This is a genomic window from Arthrobacter sp. WCS2018Hpa-7 (genome assembly GCF_031843805.1).
In the GTDB taxonomy this organism is placed as follows: domain Bacteria; phylum Actinomycetota; class Actinomycetes; order Actinomycetales; family Micrococcaceae; genus Arthrobacter.
On the sequence record NZ_JAVTJB010000014.1, the window covers coordinates 89,352 to 105,085 of the forward strand.

The 15,734-nt window shown below is 64.0% G+C and carries 16 protein-coding genes and 1 pseudogene; 5 read left to right on the forward strand and 12 right to left on the reverse strand.

The genetic code is table 11. From position 1 onward, the window contains the following. The first annotated feature begins 58 nt into the window (after positions 1 to 58). A complete protein-coding gene (locus RQH14_RS15450) occupies positions 59 to 2,401 on the forward strand; it encodes a DEAD/DEAH box helicase (protein WP_311214056.1) in 2,343 nt (780 codons plus the stop codon). A gap of 33 nt (positions 2,402 to 2,434) precedes the next feature. Here RQH14_RS15450 and RQH14_RS15455 read toward each other — a convergent pair whose 3' ends face one another. The 7 genes from RQH14_RS15455 to ssd form a co-directional block, all read right to left on the reverse strand. Further along, positions 2,435 to 2,797 (reverse strand): Rv3654c family TadE-like protein, encoded by a 363-nt coding sequence (locus tag RQH14_RS15455; protein ID WP_311214057.1) that lies wholly within the window; start codon positions 2,795 to 2,797, stop codon positions 2,435 to 2,437. Then, positions 2,794 to 3,261 carry a TadE family type IV pilus minor pilin gene (locus tag RQH14_RS15460; RefSeq protein WP_311214058.1) on the reverse strand — a complete coding sequence of 156 codons (468 nt, stop codon included), beginning with the start codon at positions 3,259 to 3,261 and terminating at the stop codon, positions 2,794 to 2,796. Before RQH14_RS15460 ends, RQH14_RS15455 begins: the two co-directional genes overlap by 4 nt. Positions 3,262 to 3,323: 62 nt before the next feature. After that, positions 3,324 to 3,818 (reverse strand): DUF4244 domain-containing protein, encoded by a 495-nt coding sequence (locus RQH14_RS15465; RefSeq protein WP_311214059.1) that lies wholly within the window; start codon positions 3,816 to 3,818, stop codon positions 3,324 to 3,326. A gap of 175 nt (positions 3,819 to 3,993) precedes the next feature. Further along, on the reverse strand, positions 3,994 to 4,677 hold the full coding sequence (locus tag RQH14_RS15470; RefSeq protein ID WP_311214060.1) for a type II secretion system F family protein: 684 nt from the start codon (positions 4,675 to 4,677) through the stop codon (positions 3,994 to 3,996). Continuing rightward, the gene (locus RQH14_RS15475) at positions 4,677 to 5,276 is read right to left on the reverse strand and encodes a hypothetical protein (protein WP_311214061.1); all 600 of its coding nucleotides are present in this window, start codon (positions 5,274 to 5,276) and stop codon (positions 4,677 to 4,679) included. The genes RQH14_RS15470 and RQH14_RS15475 overlap by 1 nt, the downstream gene beginning before the upstream one ends. Positions 5,277 to 5,473: 197 nt before the next feature. Further along, positions 5,474 to 6,874, reverse strand: a complete 1,401-nt coding sequence (locus RQH14_RS15480) for a TadA family conjugal transfer-associated ATPase (protein WP_311214062.1) — start codon at positions 6,872 to 6,874, stop codon at positions 5,474 to 5,476. Then, complete coding sequence (gene ssd, locus RQH14_RS15485) at positions 6,871 to 7,989, reverse strand: septum site-determining protein Ssd (protein WP_311214063.1); 1,119 nt, start codon at positions 7,987 to 7,989, stop codon at positions 6,871 to 6,873. The genes RQH14_RS15480 and ssd overlap by 4 nt, the downstream gene beginning before the upstream one ends. Before the next feature lie 143 nt (positions 7,990 to 8,132). Between ssd and RQH14_RS15490 the strand changes: the two genes are divergently transcribed. Further along, positions 8,133 to 9,824: a bifunctional 3'-5' exonuclease/DNA polymerase gene (locus tag RQH14_RS15490; protein ID WP_311214064.1), complete on the forward strand. Its 1,692-nt coding sequence runs from the start codon at positions 8,133 to 8,135 to the stop codon at positions 9,822 to 9,824. 171 nt (positions 9,825 to 9,995) lie between these two features. Beyond that, on the forward strand, positions 9,996 to 10,196 hold the full coding sequence (locus RQH14_RS15495) for a DUF1508 domain-containing protein (RefSeq protein WP_311214065.1): 201 nt from the start codon (positions 9,996 to 9,998) through the stop codon (positions 10,194 to 10,196). A 117-nt stretch (positions 10,197 to 10,313) separates the two neighbouring features. Here the strand turns inward: RQH14_RS15495 and RQH14_RS15500 are convergent. Beyond that, a pseudogene (locus RQH14_RS15500) lies at positions 10,314 to 10,560 on the reverse strand (recombinase family protein); the annotation flags it as partial. Positions 10,561 to 11,045: 485 nt separating this feature from the next. Between RQH14_RS15500 and RQH14_RS15505 the strand changes: the two are divergent. Continuing rightward, positions 11,046 to 11,306, forward strand: coding sequence for a hypothetical protein (locus tag RQH14_RS15505; RefSeq protein WP_311214066.1), 261 nt, complete (start codon positions 11,046 to 11,048; stop codon positions 11,304 to 11,306). Between the two features lie 3 nt (positions 11,307 to 11,309). After that, on the forward strand, positions 11,310 to 11,711 hold the full coding sequence (locus RQH14_RS15510) for a hypothetical protein (RefSeq protein ID WP_311214067.1): 402 nt from the start codon (positions 11,310 to 11,312) through the stop codon (positions 11,709 to 11,711). 219 nt (positions 11,712 to 11,930) lie between these two features. Here the strand turns inward: RQH14_RS15510 and RQH14_RS15515 are convergent, their stop codons facing one another. The 4 genes from RQH14_RS15515 to RQH14_RS15530 form a co-directional block, all read right to left on the reverse strand. Beyond that, complete coding sequence (locus RQH14_RS15515) at positions 11,931 to 12,278, reverse strand: hypothetical protein (RefSeq protein ID WP_231340511.1); 348 nt, start codon at positions 12,276 to 12,278, stop codon at positions 11,931 to 11,933. A gap of 170 nt (positions 12,279 to 12,448) precedes the next feature. Then, a complete protein-coding gene (locus RQH14_RS15520) occupies positions 12,449 to 13,126 on the reverse strand; it encodes a CoA pyrophosphatase (protein ID WP_311214068.1) in 678 nt (225 codons plus the stop codon). Continuing rightward, positions 13,123 to 13,917 carry an endonuclease III gene (nth, locus tag RQH14_RS15525; protein ID WP_311214069.1) on the reverse strand — a complete coding sequence of 265 codons (795 nt, stop codon included), beginning with the start codon at positions 13,915 to 13,917 and terminating at the stop codon, positions 13,123 to 13,125. The genes RQH14_RS15520 and nth overlap by 4 nt, the downstream gene beginning before the upstream one ends. Positions 13,918 to 13,928: 11 nt before the next feature. Continuing rightward, a complete protein-coding gene (locus RQH14_RS15530; RefSeq protein WP_311214070.1) occupies positions 13,929 to 15,500 on the reverse strand; it encodes a hypothetical protein in 1,572 nt (523 codons plus the stop codon). Positions 15,501 to 15,734 lie beyond the last annotated feature (234 nt).

Consider the following 15,734-nt stretch of genomic DNA (forward strand, 5'->3'; position numbering starts at 1 on the left):
GACGGCGGCGCCCCCGGGTGCCGCCGTCGGCCTGCCCGCACAGTGACAGAATGATTCGGTGGCTGCACCTCATTCATTGATCTCCTTGCTGGGCCGGACGCCGGACCCGGAGCAGCTGCGCCATGTCCACACCATCCCCGCAAGGAAGGCCGTCAACGAGCCTTGGCCGGACTGGGCCCACCCCGACGTCGTGGGGGCCTATGAGGCCCTGGGTATCCACGAACCGTACCGGCACCAGGTCCAGGCCGCGGACCTCGCCCACTCCGGACAGCACGTGGTTATCGCCACTGGAACCGCCTCCGGAAAGTCGCTCGCCTACCAACTGCCGGCTTTGGACGCGATACACCGTTCCGAGTTGCGGGTCCTGGCCGACCCCGGGAAGATCCACGACGACGGTGCCGTCACCCTGTATTTGTCCCCCACCAAGGCACTGGCGGCCGACCAACTCGCGGCGATCCGCGCGCTGAAACTGCCCACAGTACGGGCAGAGACGTACGACGGCGACACCGACGTTGCATCGCGCCGTTGGATCCGCGATCACGCGAACTTCATCCTGGCCAACCCGGACATGCTGCACTTCGGAATTCTGCCCAACCACACCTGGTGGGCAAAGTTTTTCCGGCGGCTGCGCTACGTGATTGTGGACGAAGCCCACAGCTACCGCGGTGTCTTCGGCTCCCACGTGGCCAACCTGATGCGGCGCCTCCGACGGATCTGTGCCTATTACGGTGCAGGAAACACGTTCCCCGAGCCGGTATTCATTGCGGCATCTGCCACGGCATCTGACCCCGGGGTTTCCTTTGGGCGGCTCATCGGCGCCCCCGTCCGGGAGGTTTCCGAGGACTGCTCGCCTCATGGTTCCACCACGGTTGCTTTTTGGGAGCCGGCGCTCACAGACATCAAGGGGGAGAACGGAGCTAAACAGCGGCGGACCGCCGTTGCCGAAACAGCGGACATCCTGGCAAACCTCGTTTCCTCGCGAGTGCGGACCATCGCGTTCATCAAGTCGCGTCGCGGGGCCGAGTCCATTGCCTCCATCACCAAGCGACTCCTGGATGAGGTGGACCCCAGCTTGCCAGGGCGGGTTGCTGCCTACAGGTCCGGGTATCTGCCCGAAGAGCGGCGGGCGTTGGAACAAGCCCTGAGGTCCGGTCAACTGCTGGGCGTTTCCAGTACCTCGGCCTTGGAACTGGGCATCGACATTTCGGGGCTCGATGCTGTGCTCGTGGCTGGATGGCCGGGCACGCGGGCTTCGCTTTTCCAACAGATTGGACGGGCCGGGAGGGCAGGGCAGGATGCCATCGCCGCTTTTGTGGCCAGCGACGACCCCTTGGACACGTACCTGGTGAACCATCCCGAGGCCATCTTTGACGTGTCCGTGGAAGCCACAGTCTTTGATCCCGGCAATCCGTACGTGCTTGGTCCCCACTTGTGTGCCGCGGCCGCTGAGCTGCCGATCGGGCCGGCCGAGCTTGATCTCTTTGGCCCCACCTCCGAAGGGCTGCTTGACCGTCTTGTGGTCCAGGGGTACCTCCGCAAACGGCCCGCAGGATGGTTCTGGACCCATCCGGAGAGTGCTGCCGGGATGGTGAACCTCCGGGCGGACGGAGGCGGTCCGGTGAGCATCGTTGATGCTGAAACAGGATCGCTCCTGGGGACCATGGACTCGCCGCAAACCCATTACCAGGCCCACACAGGTGCGATCTACGTCCACCAAGGCGAGAGCTACCTGGTGGAGGACCTCAACGAGGCCGACCACTGCGTAATGGTGCGCCGGGTCAACCCCGATTTCTACACCACGGCGCGCGACGTGACCCAGATCGAGGTCCTCGAAACGTCGCGCTCGGTCCAATGGGGCGACATCACCGTGCATTTTGGCGACGTCAAAGTGACTACACAAGTTGTCTCCTTCCAACGCAAGGCTTTGATTTCCAACGAGATCCTCGGTGAAGAACCCTTGGAACTGGGTGCCCGGGACCTCTTTACCAAGGCCGTCTGGTTCGTAGTGGATAACCGCTCGCTTCACGGGGCAGGTCTGGTGGAAGCAGAGTTCCCAGGGGCACTTCATGCGGCAGAACACGCTGCCATTGGGCTCCTTCCCCTGGTTGCCTCCAGTGACCGCTGGGACATCGGCGGCGTGTCCACTGCCCTCCATGCCGACACCGGTGTGCCCACGATTTTCGTCTACGACGGACATCCAGGTGGCGCCGGATTCGCTGAGCGGGGCTTTGAAAAGGCCAAGATCTGGTTGACGGCTACCAAAGAAGCCATCCAGGCCTGTGAGTGTGAGGCCGGCTGCCCGTCCTGCGTCCAGTCCCCCAAGTGCGGCAACAAGAACAATCCGCTGGACAAGGCAGCCGCCATCACGCTGTTGGGTGTGTTGCTGAAGGACGCCAGCTAGGCCCCCATAGGTCAGCCCTGCAAACACCGGCGCCTATGGGGGCGGCCCTGCCCGCGCCCGTCCTGTGGCGACTCCCCAATCGAAGGGATGCGCCAACTCGGTAGCCACGTCAGCTACGTTCCCTCCAGTCACGGTGCAGGATGTGACTGTTGCATCGTGCCGCGCTGCCACATCGGATGCCACCGCGCACGGTTCCCCAGAAGTGAGGCCCCTGGCAGCATCGGCGGCGGCGAGCGCAGCCAGGTCTGCAGCGGACGCAGCCTTGGACGCCATGACCCCCGCCTGGGCCAGCAGGAGTACACCAACGAGCAATGCCATCACTACTGCACCCAGCGTCAGCGCGAGAACTGTTCCCGCCCCGCGCTCAGGATGGACAGGCCGTGGAAACAGATTCATGGGATGCCAGCCCCTGAACCGCCTGATTCGGCACCAGCCCCCGAACCCGCTGATTCTGCGCGGGCGGAAGCCGTGGCCGACAACGTCCAGGGGATCAGCGACCCCAAGCCTCCGCCTACCCGCGACGTAGCTGTCACCGTGAGCCACCCGGCGTCGTCGGTGACGGAGGAGCTGACGCCGTCACCGGCAAGCCGCCTCACGATTCCTTCGACGGCACCACCCGTCTCGCCCCGCGCGGAGGCCCGTGCTCCTGCCGTAGCGGCTTCCTCCAATCGCAGTTGTGTGAGTCCCGCAGCGCCGCCTGCCAGCAGAAATGCCAAGAGCAAGACCACGGCCGGCAAGGCAACGGCGAACTCCGCAGTCACGGCGCCCGACTCCTCCTCGCCCGCCTTCTGGCTGGACGGTGGTCCGGCCTTCTGGCTGGATGGTGGCCCGGCCTTCTGGCTGGATGGTGGCCCGACCATCTGGCTGGATGGTGGTCCGGCGCAGGCAGCAGGTGACCTCCCGCCGGCAGGCGGCACGTGCGTCATGGCAAGGACAGGGCCGTGCGGATCAGGTTGAGCAGGAAACCGCGGACTTCTTCGCTCCGAAGAAGGACCACCAACAGGCCTGCGAGACCCACTGCAGCGAGGGTAGCGATGGCATACTCGGCCGTGGCCATTCCGCTTTCCGCACCCTGAACCATTCCCCGTGTGCGGAGGCGTTCATGGCTCCCCCACAGGCTCCTCCCATGATGCCGCCATGACCGCCTCCGCAGCGACCTCTTGTCCCGGAGGTCTTCCCGGTTCCGCACGGCCAGGGCACCGTGCGACGTAGTGAGTTGAAGGTCCGTTCCAGTGGCCCGGAAGCCGGCTTCGCCGAACCCTGAATCCTTGAATTCCTCGAGTTCAAACTGCTCAATGCCAAGGATCCTCGTTCCAGGCTTCCCGATAAGGGCGGATCGATCCAGCGTGGCTCGATCCGGGCCAGCAGCACGACGGCCCTGACGGCGGCCGGTTTCGGCCCTGAATAGTGTTCTCACAATGGGGTTCCTTTCAAAAAAGCCAGCGGGTCCGCCGACTGATTCGACTCTTCCGTGGCTCGGCGCTGCCCGTAAGAAGGGGATTCCTCCAAGTGGATAACCCCGGCGATCACACGATGTGGAGGGAGAGTGGGCGCTGTTCGCAGCCCACTCTGCGCCGATCTCCTTGGACAGTTCATCCGGCAGGAAGCATGGCGATCAGGACAGGTACGATCCCCAAGCAGATGAATGCCGGCAGCGAGCAAAGGCCCAAGGGCACTACCAGTTTCACGCCCAAGGCAGCGGCTCGCTTCTCGGCAGACCGGAACTGTTCACGCCGTTCCCTGGCGGCTTGCGCGTAGAGGATCGATGCCGAGGGGGCGCCGGTTAAAGCTGCGAAAGCCAGTGCCTCCTTAAGGCGGACCACCTCAGGCACGTGCTGGGTGGGGGTCCGCCACGCCGTCTCCCAGTCCGCGCCGATGGCCAGCGCGGCTACCACTGGCCTGAGCGATCGCCTGATGGGTGGCGATGCGCACGCGGAGATGAGTTCGAGTGCCCGCCCGATTCCAGCACCGGCGTCGAGCATTGACGCCACCAGTTCCAGCATCATCGCGGTATCTCGGAGACCGTCGGACGGACCTTTTGGATCAGGCGGATCCTTGAGGGCCAGCCCTTCCCCGGAATCTGGCTGCCTTCGGAGGTCCGACCCCTGAAAGATGTCCGCGGCGCCGGCTGGACCACGGCGGGAAGAACGCCTCAGCGAGGCGGCGTCGGCATTCCGGATCAGCACGCGCGCCCTGGCACGAGTCGGCCCCGTGAACCACACGAAAGCCGCCAATCCCAGGACGACGATCATCACCAGCGCCGGCGCCCCGGGCATCAAGCACTCCCGGCTGCAGAGGCCACCAGCCGTGAGGACCAAACGCGGCCTGCCACCGTCAGGAGGAGTCCGGCCGCGAAGGTGGCAACTCCCAGAACGTTGTCCAGCAGGATTCCCAGCGGGTCCACGCCCAACGCCATCCCCAGCACCAGCCCAAATACGGGAAGCCACGACAACAGCTTGACTGTGGCTTTTGGTCCGGCGAGCGCGGTTTGCCGTGCGGCCTCTGCGTCTTCTTCGGCTTCCAACTGGGCGGCAAAACGGGTGAGGAGGTCAGCCAGCGGACAACCGCTGGTTTCTGCAACCTCCAAGCATGCCGCCAGTTCCATCCACACCCGTCGCTCAGAGCTTCCGCGCCGGGGATACGCCCGTGCGGCAGCATTCCGAATTGCTTCAGCCGAAGAATTTCCCAGGCTGGATGCCGACCTGGCTGCGGCCACAACCAGCAGCGACTCCCGGCTGAGTGCTGCAGTCACCGGTTCTGCCACCGTGTCCGGGCCGCCATCTTTGATCAACCGCGAGCCATGGACCATCCAAAGCTCGTCCCACAACCGCGACGTTCCACGCCCACCACGCAGCAAGGCCGCGAGCTGTTGCACCAGCACCACTAGCGGTAAGGGCTCAGTTCGCTTTCGCCGCCATGGGTGACGGAACCTCGAACCAGAACGGACGCGGAAGGCAGCACCACTCCCTCCTCCCGGCTCCCCCAAGCTTTTCCGCACACGTCGGCCATCAACACGACGTCCACGGAAGTGCTGCCAGGCCGCGAGTGCTGCAACGAGGACGAATGCGCCGATCACGACGTGGGCCAGTGGCTCGGCGAACCAGTCAGGGGCGCCCAGCCCCCGCCCGGCGCCGCGTCCGGCTGCGCGTCCTGCTGTGGGTCCGGCACCGCGTCCGGCACAGCGTCCGGCACGGCGTCCGGCACAGTGGATCCTGATACCCCGTCCACTGACCACGTCTCAGCTGACGTACCCGGTGCCCCGCCGAAGACTGACCAGTCGAACCCGGCAGACAACGCCGGAGCAAGCCGGCGAACGAGGGCAGGCCAAGCGGGCCCACAGGTCATTCCTGTCGGATGCCAGTGAAGGGCGGAAACCACCCTCTGTCCCTCGGAAGTATCAGTCAGTACCCCTATCGAAGCCACTTTCCGCCCCTTGGGGGTCCGATCCACGTGGATGACGACGTCCAGGGCACTGGACACCTGCAGCCGCACGGCCTCAGCGTTCAACCCCGCCAACGCTCCGAGGGCCACCAGCCGCGCGGGCACGGCCTCTGCCGCATTGGCGTGGATGGTCCCTCCGCCGCCTGTATGCCCGGTGTTGAGGGCCGTCAACAGTTCACGGACCTCAGCACCACGGCATTCTCCGACGATCAGCCGGTCCGGCCGCATGCGCAGCGCCTGGCGGACCAGTTCGCCGAGATCCAGCGCACCCCCGCCCTCAAGGTTTCCGTGCCGGGATTCAAGCGTCACTACGTGGGGGTGGACAGGGTTGAGTTCGGCGGCGTCCTCGATCAGGACCAAGCGCTCCGTCGGGTGGCTCAAGCCGAGCAGGGTGGAGAGCAGAGTGGTCTTTCCCGAGCCGGTAGCGCCGCTGATCAGAAAACTCAGTCTTTGGCTCATGATGGCCCTGAGAACCCACTCGCCTTGCTCGGAAAACATGCCGCTTTGCCGCAACTCCTGCAAGGTGAACACGTTCTCGCGGCGGATACGGATGGAAAGAAGGGTTCCGGTAGTGGATATCGGCGAGAGGACCGCATGCACCCGGTAGCCGCCGTTGAGGCGCACGTCTACACAGGGCGACCCATCATCCAACCGACGGCCACCAGCGGAAACCAGTCGGGAGGCCAGGGACCTGATCTGTTGCTCAGTGTCGAAGTGCACCGATGACCTTTCCAGCCCCTGTCCACGGTCCAGCCAGACGGAGTCGGGGCCGTTGACGAAGATGTCCGTGACAGCCGGATCCTGGGCCAACTGTTGCAAGGGGCCCAACCCGTTCAGCTCGGCGTTGATGGACTCAGCGGCTTCCAAGGCGCCAGCGGTTCCCAGCAGCCTGCCGCTTGCCTGAACCGCCGCTGCGATGGTGGACGGCGTGACTGGCCCGTTGCCCGCGAGCACGGACTCCCGCACGGTTTCAAGGAGCAGGGAATCAAGTTTCCGGCCCTGTCTGCGTCGCGTTCCCTCGAACGGGTTCACTGGGTACCACCGTCGAATCCCAGGACTGACGTGGCAAAACGGCTGACCGGCCTGCGTCGGCCGAATTCAAGGATGCGTCCCATTTCGGTGCCGGCTGCCACGCCCCTCACCTCGGGAAGGATGCCCAACAACGGCAGTCCCAGTGACTCGGCAATGAGGCCGGCATCCACGGAGGAGGCACTGCTGCCACGGACCACCAACCCTGCTTCGATGGGCGGGAGTTCGCTCAGGATGCGCCCTGCCGCTACTGCGGATTTAAGGTGCGCCTTGGCGAGCAGGACAATCCTGTCGCAATCCCACGCAAGGTTCCGCACTCCTTCTCCGCTCCGCCCGATGTCCACCAAGATGAGCTCAAAGCTGCGGCGTGCGGCGTCCAGGACCGCGGCTACTGCACGCGTGTCCGGGCTGTGGATCGCGTCCCGCGTTCCGGGCCAGGACAAGTAAGCGAACCCGCCTGCGAACGGCAAGGAATCCCGAAACTGCGCGGGATCTATGCTTCCGCGGGTTTCGGAGAAGTCGGGCCACCTGAGTCCGGGGATGTCCTCGGCCGTTACGGCCAGTTCAAGGCCGCCACCCCAAGGATCGCCGTCGATGAGCATGGTGCTGACTCCGTGATCGGCGGCCGCCTGGGCCAGCCAGATGGCTGTAGTGGTTGCCCCCGCTCCGCCGCTGCCACCGATGATGCCCATGACCGTCCCCCCGGGATCGGGAGACCCGGACATGCTGAGGTGTTCGGCCAGCCAGGCCGCAGCTTCGGGGAGAACGGCGACCCGTTCAGCCCCCAGGGAAGCAGCCAACTCCCAGAGTCCGTCCCCGTCGGAGGCCCTGCCGAGCAGTACTGTGGGCGAGCGACGCCGAGGGGGTAACTCCCGGACATCGCTGCCCACCAAAACAACGTCGGCGCTGTCCCATCCGTGCACAGCTTCGGTCACGTCGGTGGCTGTCGTGAGGCTTCCACCAGCGGCAGCAACAATCCGTTTGGCCTCTTCCTGCAGGTAGGTGTCGGCGGAAACGAGCAATATACCGGCAGTATCGTGGGGAACCCAGGTTCCGTCCATGTCCGGTTCAGGTGGCTGGTTGATGGGTTGCCTGTGCCGGCGATCTCGCTTGCTCATTGATCCACCATCGTGGACCAGGCGGAACACCATAAGGGGCTGAAGCTCCTATGTGCACAAAGTGGACTGAAACCACCTGGCCCGGCACCGCTTGTGGAGGAACAGTGCCACGGCATCTCCGCACACAGGGCAGAATGGAGACCATGTATTTGCTGCTTGCCGCCCACCCGGAAGGCGCAGCCATACAAAGGATCTCTCCCACCGGAAGAGCCACGGCTGACGCACGCGTCGTCACCCGCGGTGAGCTGCCCGGCGTCGTGCGTGAATTCGAAGCCCAGCGGCCGCGCTGGGTGTGGCATCGCGCCATGGACTGGTATCCGGAACTGCTGACCCAGGGCATTGAGCTGGAGCGGTGCCACGATCTGGCCCTGTGTGGGGCCATTCTGGCGCACTCGGAATTCACGGCGGACACGGACTACGCCCGGCATGCGGTCAAGCTCACGCAGGACGACGACTCGGCGCCGCCACGCGTCCTCCAGCCCCCGGCGCCGCCGGCAGACCAAGGCGCCCTGTTCGATGACCTCGCGCCGTCCACTGCCAAAGCGGGGCTGGCCGAACTCAAAGCCGAATTCGCAGCCCAACAGCAAGCAGTCGCCCACGTCACCACCGACGAACAGCGAAAGCAGCGCCTCCAGCTGCTGCTCGCCGCCGAATCAGCCTGCGCCATCATCGCCGTCGAAATGCAACACGCCGGCGTCCCGTGGCGCGAAGAGTTGCATCAACAGATCCTCGCCGACGTCTTAGGCACCCGTCCGCCCATGGGACACCGGCCTCCGGCCCTTGAAGCGCTTTGCACCGAGCTCCGGGCCATCCTCAATTCCCCCGGCTTGAACCCGGACTCCCCTCAGGACCTCATGCGGGCGCTGCACCGGAACGGGATTGAGGTGAAGAGCACGCGCCAATGGGAGCTGCAGGAATCCAAGCACCCTGCCATCCAACCCCTGCTCGCCTACAAAAAGCTCTCCCGGCTCCACACTGCCAACGGCTGGGCATGGCTGGACGCATGGGTGCGGGACGGCCGGTTCCACCCGGAATACGTGGTGGGCGGCGTTGTCTCCGGTCGCTGGGCGTCCCGGGGCGGCGGTGCACTGCAAATCCCCCGGAACATCCGGGGCGCGGTGCATGCCAATCCCGGCCACAAACTCATCGTCGCCGATGCCTCGCAATTGGAACCCCGAGTGCTGGTTGCACTGGCCCAGGACACGAAAATGGCCGAAGCAGCACGCGACAAAGATCTCTACGCGGGCATCGCCGCGCAGGGCTTCGGCGGCGACCGGGCCAAAGCGAAGATCGCACTTTTGGGTGCCATCTACGGCGCCACTACTGGCGAATCGGGCCGGCTCATGCCGCAGCTCACGCGCACCTATCCACGCGCCGTCGGCTTCGTGGAGCAAGCGGCCCGCCAAGGCGAGGCCGGCAGGACGGTCACTACGCGGCTTGGCCGAAGCAGCCCACCGCCATCCACGGGCTGGTTGCGCAGCCAGCAATCCACCACTGCCGAAGAACAGCGCCGCGCGGATAACCTGGCCCGGTCCCGTGGCCGGTTCACCCGCAACTTCGTGGTCCAGGGCTCGGCTGCTGAGTGGGCGGCGTGCTGGCTCGCTGAATTACGACGGCGGTTGCGGGCCATGCGTGCCGAAGGCTCACCTTCCGGGGAGCTGGTCTTCTTCCTGCACGACGAAGTGATGGTTCACGCCCCGGACGACGCGGTGGAAGCCTGTATCCAAGCCATCGAAGAGGCAGCCGCCGCGGCCAAGGAGCTCATGTTCGGACGTATCCCGGTCGAATTCCCGGTGAGTGTCGCCGTCGTCGAGTCCTACGACAAGGCGAAGTAGCCGCACAGTACCCACAACCTCGTGGACTATCCAGTCATATCTCGCCATATGAGGCGGAATGACCGGTACCGCCAAGTAACTTTCGTTCTCCCCTGGTTCTGGCTACTTTCACTATGTGGGTACTTCGCTGGTCCACATATGTGTGCAAGGAAGCATCAAGGGGGAGCATCAATGGCTGGCAGGTTTGAAATTCTCAAAGACAACGACGAAACATACCGGTTCCGCCTGACCGCGGCCGACGGAACCATCGTGGCCGAGTCACCGACGTTCAGGCACCTCGAGGGTGTGATTGCAGGCATCAAAGCCGTCCGCGAAAACGCTGCGACCGGACTGGTAGTGGATCGTTCGACGGCGGCACGCAGGGCCGCCTGACAGCGAACCAGCGCTGTCATTTTCAAAAGTCGTCCGCACTCGATCCCGCGGATTTCCGGCGGCAGTGCAAATGACTGTGACCTGAGAATGTCAGGAGTCCCCTGGCCGTCAGGCACCGGCAATGTCCCTGGCATCAGATAGAGAGCGCGCCATCCGGTCGAGCTTGGTCACCACGAGCGTATCGCCGGTCGGCAGGCTGCCATTGCTTCGCTGAGGCCCGGGCGCACCCTGTTCGTGCCCGTCAGACCGTGATCGACGAAGATCTGCTTTTCTCACCGCCCAGGGTAAGGAGGGCGTTTCGTTGGGCAGTGAGGTCCTGCTCGTTCGTCGAGACCCGGGCATAGCCGATCTTCATTCGGGTCATAAAGACATGGTTGCAGTAATCCCCCCGTCACCGTGCATTTCATCGTGCGGGTCTTACGTACATGGCCTTGGCCAGCAAGCGCGCGGAACATGACGACAGGCTTTGGCAGCACGGTGATCGACCGGCTTACGGGCATGCGGCAATGGTCCTAGTTGGGGTCCAGACCCATGTCCGGTTCCGTTTCGGGCCATGGCACTATGGCTTTGTGATTATCGAGTCGATGAACGAGGCCATGAGGCCCCTTCGTCTTTTGGCACAGCCCTTCGTTGAGTCCGGCAGCTTGGATCCCCGGATGCAGGCTGAAGTCGTTGAAGGGCTGACGATTCGGGACGGGTGTCTACTTTTCGTCTCGCAGCTGCACAACATCCGGCACTCGAGCGTGACAAGTCTCGGTGGTCCCACCGGATTCGAGGGCTACATTAACAAGCTCCCGCTGGATCAACTGATCGACGGCGCCGATAGGTCGGCTTCTTGGCTGGCCTTTCGTGGGCACGAGCGAATGGGCGGCCCGCTGTCTGGCCCAGGGCATGATGCTGGGTCGCGGCATCGCCTCGGCTGCCGCTGATCTAGGAAGCAAGCCGGTCGACGTCTGGATATCCGTGGATTATGGTCCCGACGAGGAGTACCCCTCCGCTGCTTTCCGCTTCGTGACCTACAGGGCAGACGACCTCTGGGCTGGCGACTTGGCGGCCTTCGAACAACCGGTCTTTCGCATGACTTCCCAGCTGGACCATAGAGATGGATGAAAAATGAACATTGATTCAGAGGCCTTCATGGGCTGGTTGAAGGCAAACGATTCACTCTCAGAGTCAATGCTCCATAATTTGTCTCTCGAAAAATATGGCTATTCCGTCCAGGCCGTTTTCAGACGCGTCATCGATAATGGCGGTGACGTGCTCAGCGTTCCATATGATGTCGAGATTCATCTGGAAGCAGTGGACTCCCTGAATCTCGTAGGAGCCCTAATGGATTATTCTGTGGAGCATCCTGAAGAGGTCAACTGGGGTTTCAGCGAAGTCTCCCTCGTCACCTTAGAACCGGAGGATGGCCGCTTCCGCCTCAGGGTCGTCTGGGAGGGCTGGGATCGGAAAATAGAGATCCTTTGTCGTCGGGTGTGGGTATCGATACCTAACCACGCAGTCAATGGTTAGGTGCCCCGCGTGGAGTCTCCCTCGATAGCGCCGGTAAGCCGGTAGCTCTCCAACCGCTCCCAGCACACGGTGAAGGAAGAGAGTTCCTCAGTCAAATCGAATTCGACCTCTTATCGCTGGGGTTCGACCCTGGCGAGGTGATTCATCGTTGAGTCAGCTTCTTCTCCAGGCTCGAGGGCATGCCCGTTGCAGGATCCTCGACCGAACACAGGATGGCTGCTAGGTATGCAGAAGTGTGTCGTGAACCGCCACGTGCTCGCCGACACGCACGATCAATTCGCCGCCGATTCCTTCCCATCGGGACCAAACGTGGAACTCAATGGCGCCGTGCTCGTCTCGGACACTGATCTTCACCGGGGTCTCTCGTTCGATAACAAGGCGCACCTCGTTACCGATGGTCCAGCGGATCCTCGCTGACCCAGCGATCTCGTCCCAAGTAAGCGTTACGGTGCTTCCGTCCTGCGCCCACGCGACCAGAGAGACCACCCAAGGCTGCTCAGACGGTTCGACCATAATCCCGATATCACTCAGGTCTTCAAGCCTAGGAACTTCAAGCTGTGCGCTCATAACCAAATGCTGCCATAACAGCCCGCCACAATGCTTTGGGCCAGATGAACGCTGATGGATCCCCTATCGTGCACAAATTCGCAGTGCAAACCACTTCTGACATTCAGTCCAGTCAGCTTCTGAGAATGGCAGCTGCTCAGACCCGTGGCGCTGCGGGGAGGCCCCTGTTGCTAGAGATCGACGTCGTGGAGTTTTTCCGCGTCCCAGGGGACGGTCCAGCCGAGTTCGTCGAAGAGCCCGCTCAGGACCATCCCTGTGAAGCCCCAAACCAGCACGCCGTTCACGGTGAAGCCCGGGCTGGTGTACGTGCGTCCGAAGCGGGAAATGGTGGCCGTGACCCGGTTGACGGGATCCAGGAGGTCGCGCACCGGAACCCTGAACACCTGTGCGGATTCGGCGTAATCCACTACGCGGACAGGCGAGGGCGCATCCCACCAGCCCAGCACGGGTGTCACTCGGAAATTGCTGCGGATCAGACCAAGCTCGGGGATGACGCCGAGAACGCGGACTCCGCCGGCGTCCAGCCCGGTTTCTTCCACTGCTTCCCGCAATGCCGCAGCCACCACCGACTCGTCCTCCGGGTCCACCATGCCGCCGGGGAAGGCTACCTGGCCAGGATGGTCGTCAAGGGTGTGTGCCCGCTCCAGCAACAGGACGTCAAGGTCGGCCGGTGCTATGGGGCGCCCGGACTCAGCCGGCACGTCATCCAACACGCCAAAAAGCATGAGTACGGCTGCGGGCCGGTTGGTTTCCGGGAGGACGGGAAGCCTCTCCCACAGGGCAGAGTGCTGCTGTTCGCCAGCCTCGAAGCGGGTCACCAGCGCCGACAATTCCTCAAGCGCGGTCACCCGGGCCTCCTTTGCGATTCCATGCGGATTTCCGCGGCGCGGTGGGTTTCCGCCAAAAGCTGCTCCAGCAGTGCCTCATTGCCCGGGGCGAGCTCGTACTTCAGAAGCTTGGCTGCCTTGACCGGATCCGTCTCGCCGTCGCCGTAACTGGGACAGAGACTGGCCACCGGACAGGCACCGCACGCAGGCTTCCTGGCATGGCACACCCTGCGGCCGTGGAAGACCACCCGATGCGACAACATGGTCCAATCCTTGGGTTCGAACAGTTCGGCGACGTCGAATTCGTTCTTCACCGGATCATCGGAAGCCGTCCACCCGAAGCGCCGGGCCAGCCGTCCGAAGTGCGTGTCCACCGTGATCCCGGGGACGCCGAAGGCATTACCAAGAACCACGTTGGCCGTTTTCCGTCCGACGCCAGGCAACGTCACCAGGTCCTCCAGCTTGCCCGGGACCTCGCCGTCGTACTCATCCACCAGCCGGTTGCTCAGAGCCAGGACGTTCCGCGCTTTGGCCCGGAAGAAGCCGGTGGGCTGAAGGATGGTCTCCAACTCCACGGGATCAGCCTCTGACATGGCCCGCGCATCCGGGTACCGGGCAAACAGGATCTTAGTGACCTGGTTGACCAGCACATCGGTGGTCTGGGCGGACAGAACCGTGGCCACCACCAGCTCAAACGGGTTGCGGAAATCCAGCTCCGCATGCGCGTACGGATACTTTTCCGCCAGGACCCGGTTGATCTTACGGGCCCGGCGTTTGAGTGCGAGCAGCGAACCAGCTTCAGCGATGGCCACGGGATCCCTGCTTAGCCGCGTTCGATGTTGCTGAGCTCCCGAAGAACCCCAACCTTGCCGTCGGTGTCCTGCACCAGGAATTCATGCCCCCGGTCCTCCAGCGCGAGCACCCAGCCACCGGGTTCGATGCTGAAGGCAGGAGCTCCCGAGTGTTCGTCGTACGCAGTCCTCGGCTGGGCCACGGCAAACCAGAACGCCTCATAGTGCGGGGAATCGGATTCTTCCGGACGGCTGGCCGGGTCCACGGTGGCACCGATCGAGTCGCTGACTCTCCGGGTGTCGCCGGAAACGATGGGAGTGGCCATGGTGGCAGCCCACGGCTGTTGCGCGGCGGGTTGCTGGGAAGCAGGCTGTTGCGCTGCTGGCTGCGTCACGTGCTGGGTAGTGGCAGGCTCAGCGGCCGCCGGAGTCTCACCGGCTTCCGTCGCTGCCTCAGCACCCTTCTCTGGCTCCTGCGCCGGAGTGGGCGCGGAAGAAGGAGCGCTGGGCCCGGCCGGTGCTTGGCTCGTCGCGGAACCAGCCGGTGAGGGGCTGCCCATTTCTGCTGGCTTACTTTCAGATGAGGGACTGCCGTCGGAAGACTGGTCCGAGGGAATGCTGCCTGTTGAGGTGCCGTCCGCTGAATGCACGACGGCGGGAGCCTCCGTTGCGGCCGACTGTGCAGCTCCGTAGCTGGCTGGCGGAGCGAACGGGCTGGAACCGGTAGCACCAGCGCCTCCGGCACCCGCAGCACCAGCGCTGGAAGCACCAGCCCCGGAAGCACCGGTGCCTTGCGCTCCCGTAGGGGCTGCTCCAGTGGACGCCGCAGCCGCCGCCGCGGCAGGGACCTGGAATCCGGATGCCTGCGAGCCAGATGCCTGCGACCCGTGAACGGACGCGCCCGGAGCCTGGTGTCCGGGCGTCGATCCTTGGAACCCGGGCGCCGGAGCAGCCGCGGACGTTCCTGCGGCGGTCTTGGGAGCTGTGGGTTCCTTGGGCGCTTTGGGGGCCGCGGGCTTGCGGCTGGGCACAGCGGCTTCGCGGGCAACAACGTGGGCCGGCGTTTCGGTGCGGCCCTTGAAATCGGCCGACAGCCACGGAAGGTGCGGAGCAAGGACGGTTGCGGCCAGGAGGCCCACGGAGCCGATCAGGCCCAGCAGCACGCCGCCGTTGAAGGAGTTGGCGATGGTCAGGAAGAAGAGCGGGAATGCGAATGACGCCGTGACGGACGCGAACTGGTCAACAGACAGCGAACCTACGCGGACGATGGTTCCCGGCTGCAATCTGCGGGCAACAAAGAGTGCCACTACAACCAGCGGCAGAATGATTCCCAGCAGCAGGAAAAACAGGTTTCCAAGGTTCCAGAGGTTGTAACGCTCTCCGAACATGGGCAGCAGGGAAGCGACGAACATCAGCAGCGTGGAGCCGAAGACTGTCAGGTCGCGGATGGTGAACGGCCCTGCGACGGCGTCGTACTTGGTGGCGTCGTTCTTGGCAGCGTCAGGATTCCCAGCAGCGTTGCCACCCGGTGCGGTGGCCGTTCCAGCCGTGGTGTCCGGTCCCGTCCGGGGTGAGTCGTGCGGGCCTGGGCTCAGCTGGTTCATCTATTTCTCCTTCGTACGGCGGCGTCATGGGCAGTCCGGACAGGTGACCCCCGCAGGATTCCGCGGAAAACCGGTCACGCTCGAGGTGCGTCCCAAGACTTCTTCAGCCTATGCCACCCCACTGACAGGGTTCTAGCTGAAAACGGCCATCCGGCTTCGCCCACAGCAAACTCCAAGGTCCCTTACAGAAAGTGACTGTTCGCGGCAGCGCATGCTGCGGCGGCCATTCGCCGC

Coding starts and splice junctions, on each gene's coding strand:
- RQH14_RS15510 (WP_311214067.1), top strand. CDS start 11,310: ATGAACATTGATTCAGAGGCCTTCATGGGCTGGTTGAAGGCAAACGAT.
- RQH14_RS15490 (WP_311214064.1), top strand. CDS start 8,133: ATGTATTTGCTGCTTGCCGCCCACCCGGAAGGCGCAGCCATACAAAGG.
- RQH14_RS15455 (WP_311214057.1), bottom strand. CDS start 2,797: ATGAATCTGTTTCCACGGCCTGTCCATCCTGAGCGCGGGGCGGGAACA.
- RQH14_RS15515 (WP_231340511.1), bottom strand. CDS start 12,278: ATGAGCGCACAGCTTGAAGTTCCTAGGCTTGAAGACCTGAGTGATATC.
- RQH14_RS15460 (WP_311214058.1), bottom strand. CDS start 3,261: ATGGTCGGGCCACCATCCAGCCAGAAGGCCGGGCCACCATCCAGCCAG.
- RQH14_RS15470 (WP_311214060.1), bottom strand. CDS start 4,677: ATGCCCGGGGCGCCGGCGCTGGTGATGATCGTCGTCCTGGGATTGGCG.
- RQH14_RS15530 (WP_311214070.1), bottom strand. CDS start 15,500: ATGAACCAGCTGAGCCCAGGCCCGCACGACTCACCCCGGACGGGACCG.
- RQH14_RS15495 (WP_311214065.1), top strand. CDS start 9,996: ATGGCTGGCAGGTTTGAAATTCTCAAAGACAACGACGAAACATACCGG.
- ssd (WP_311214063.1), bottom strand. CDS start 7,989: ATGAGCAAGCGAGATCGCCGGCACAGGCAACCCATCAACCAGCCACCT.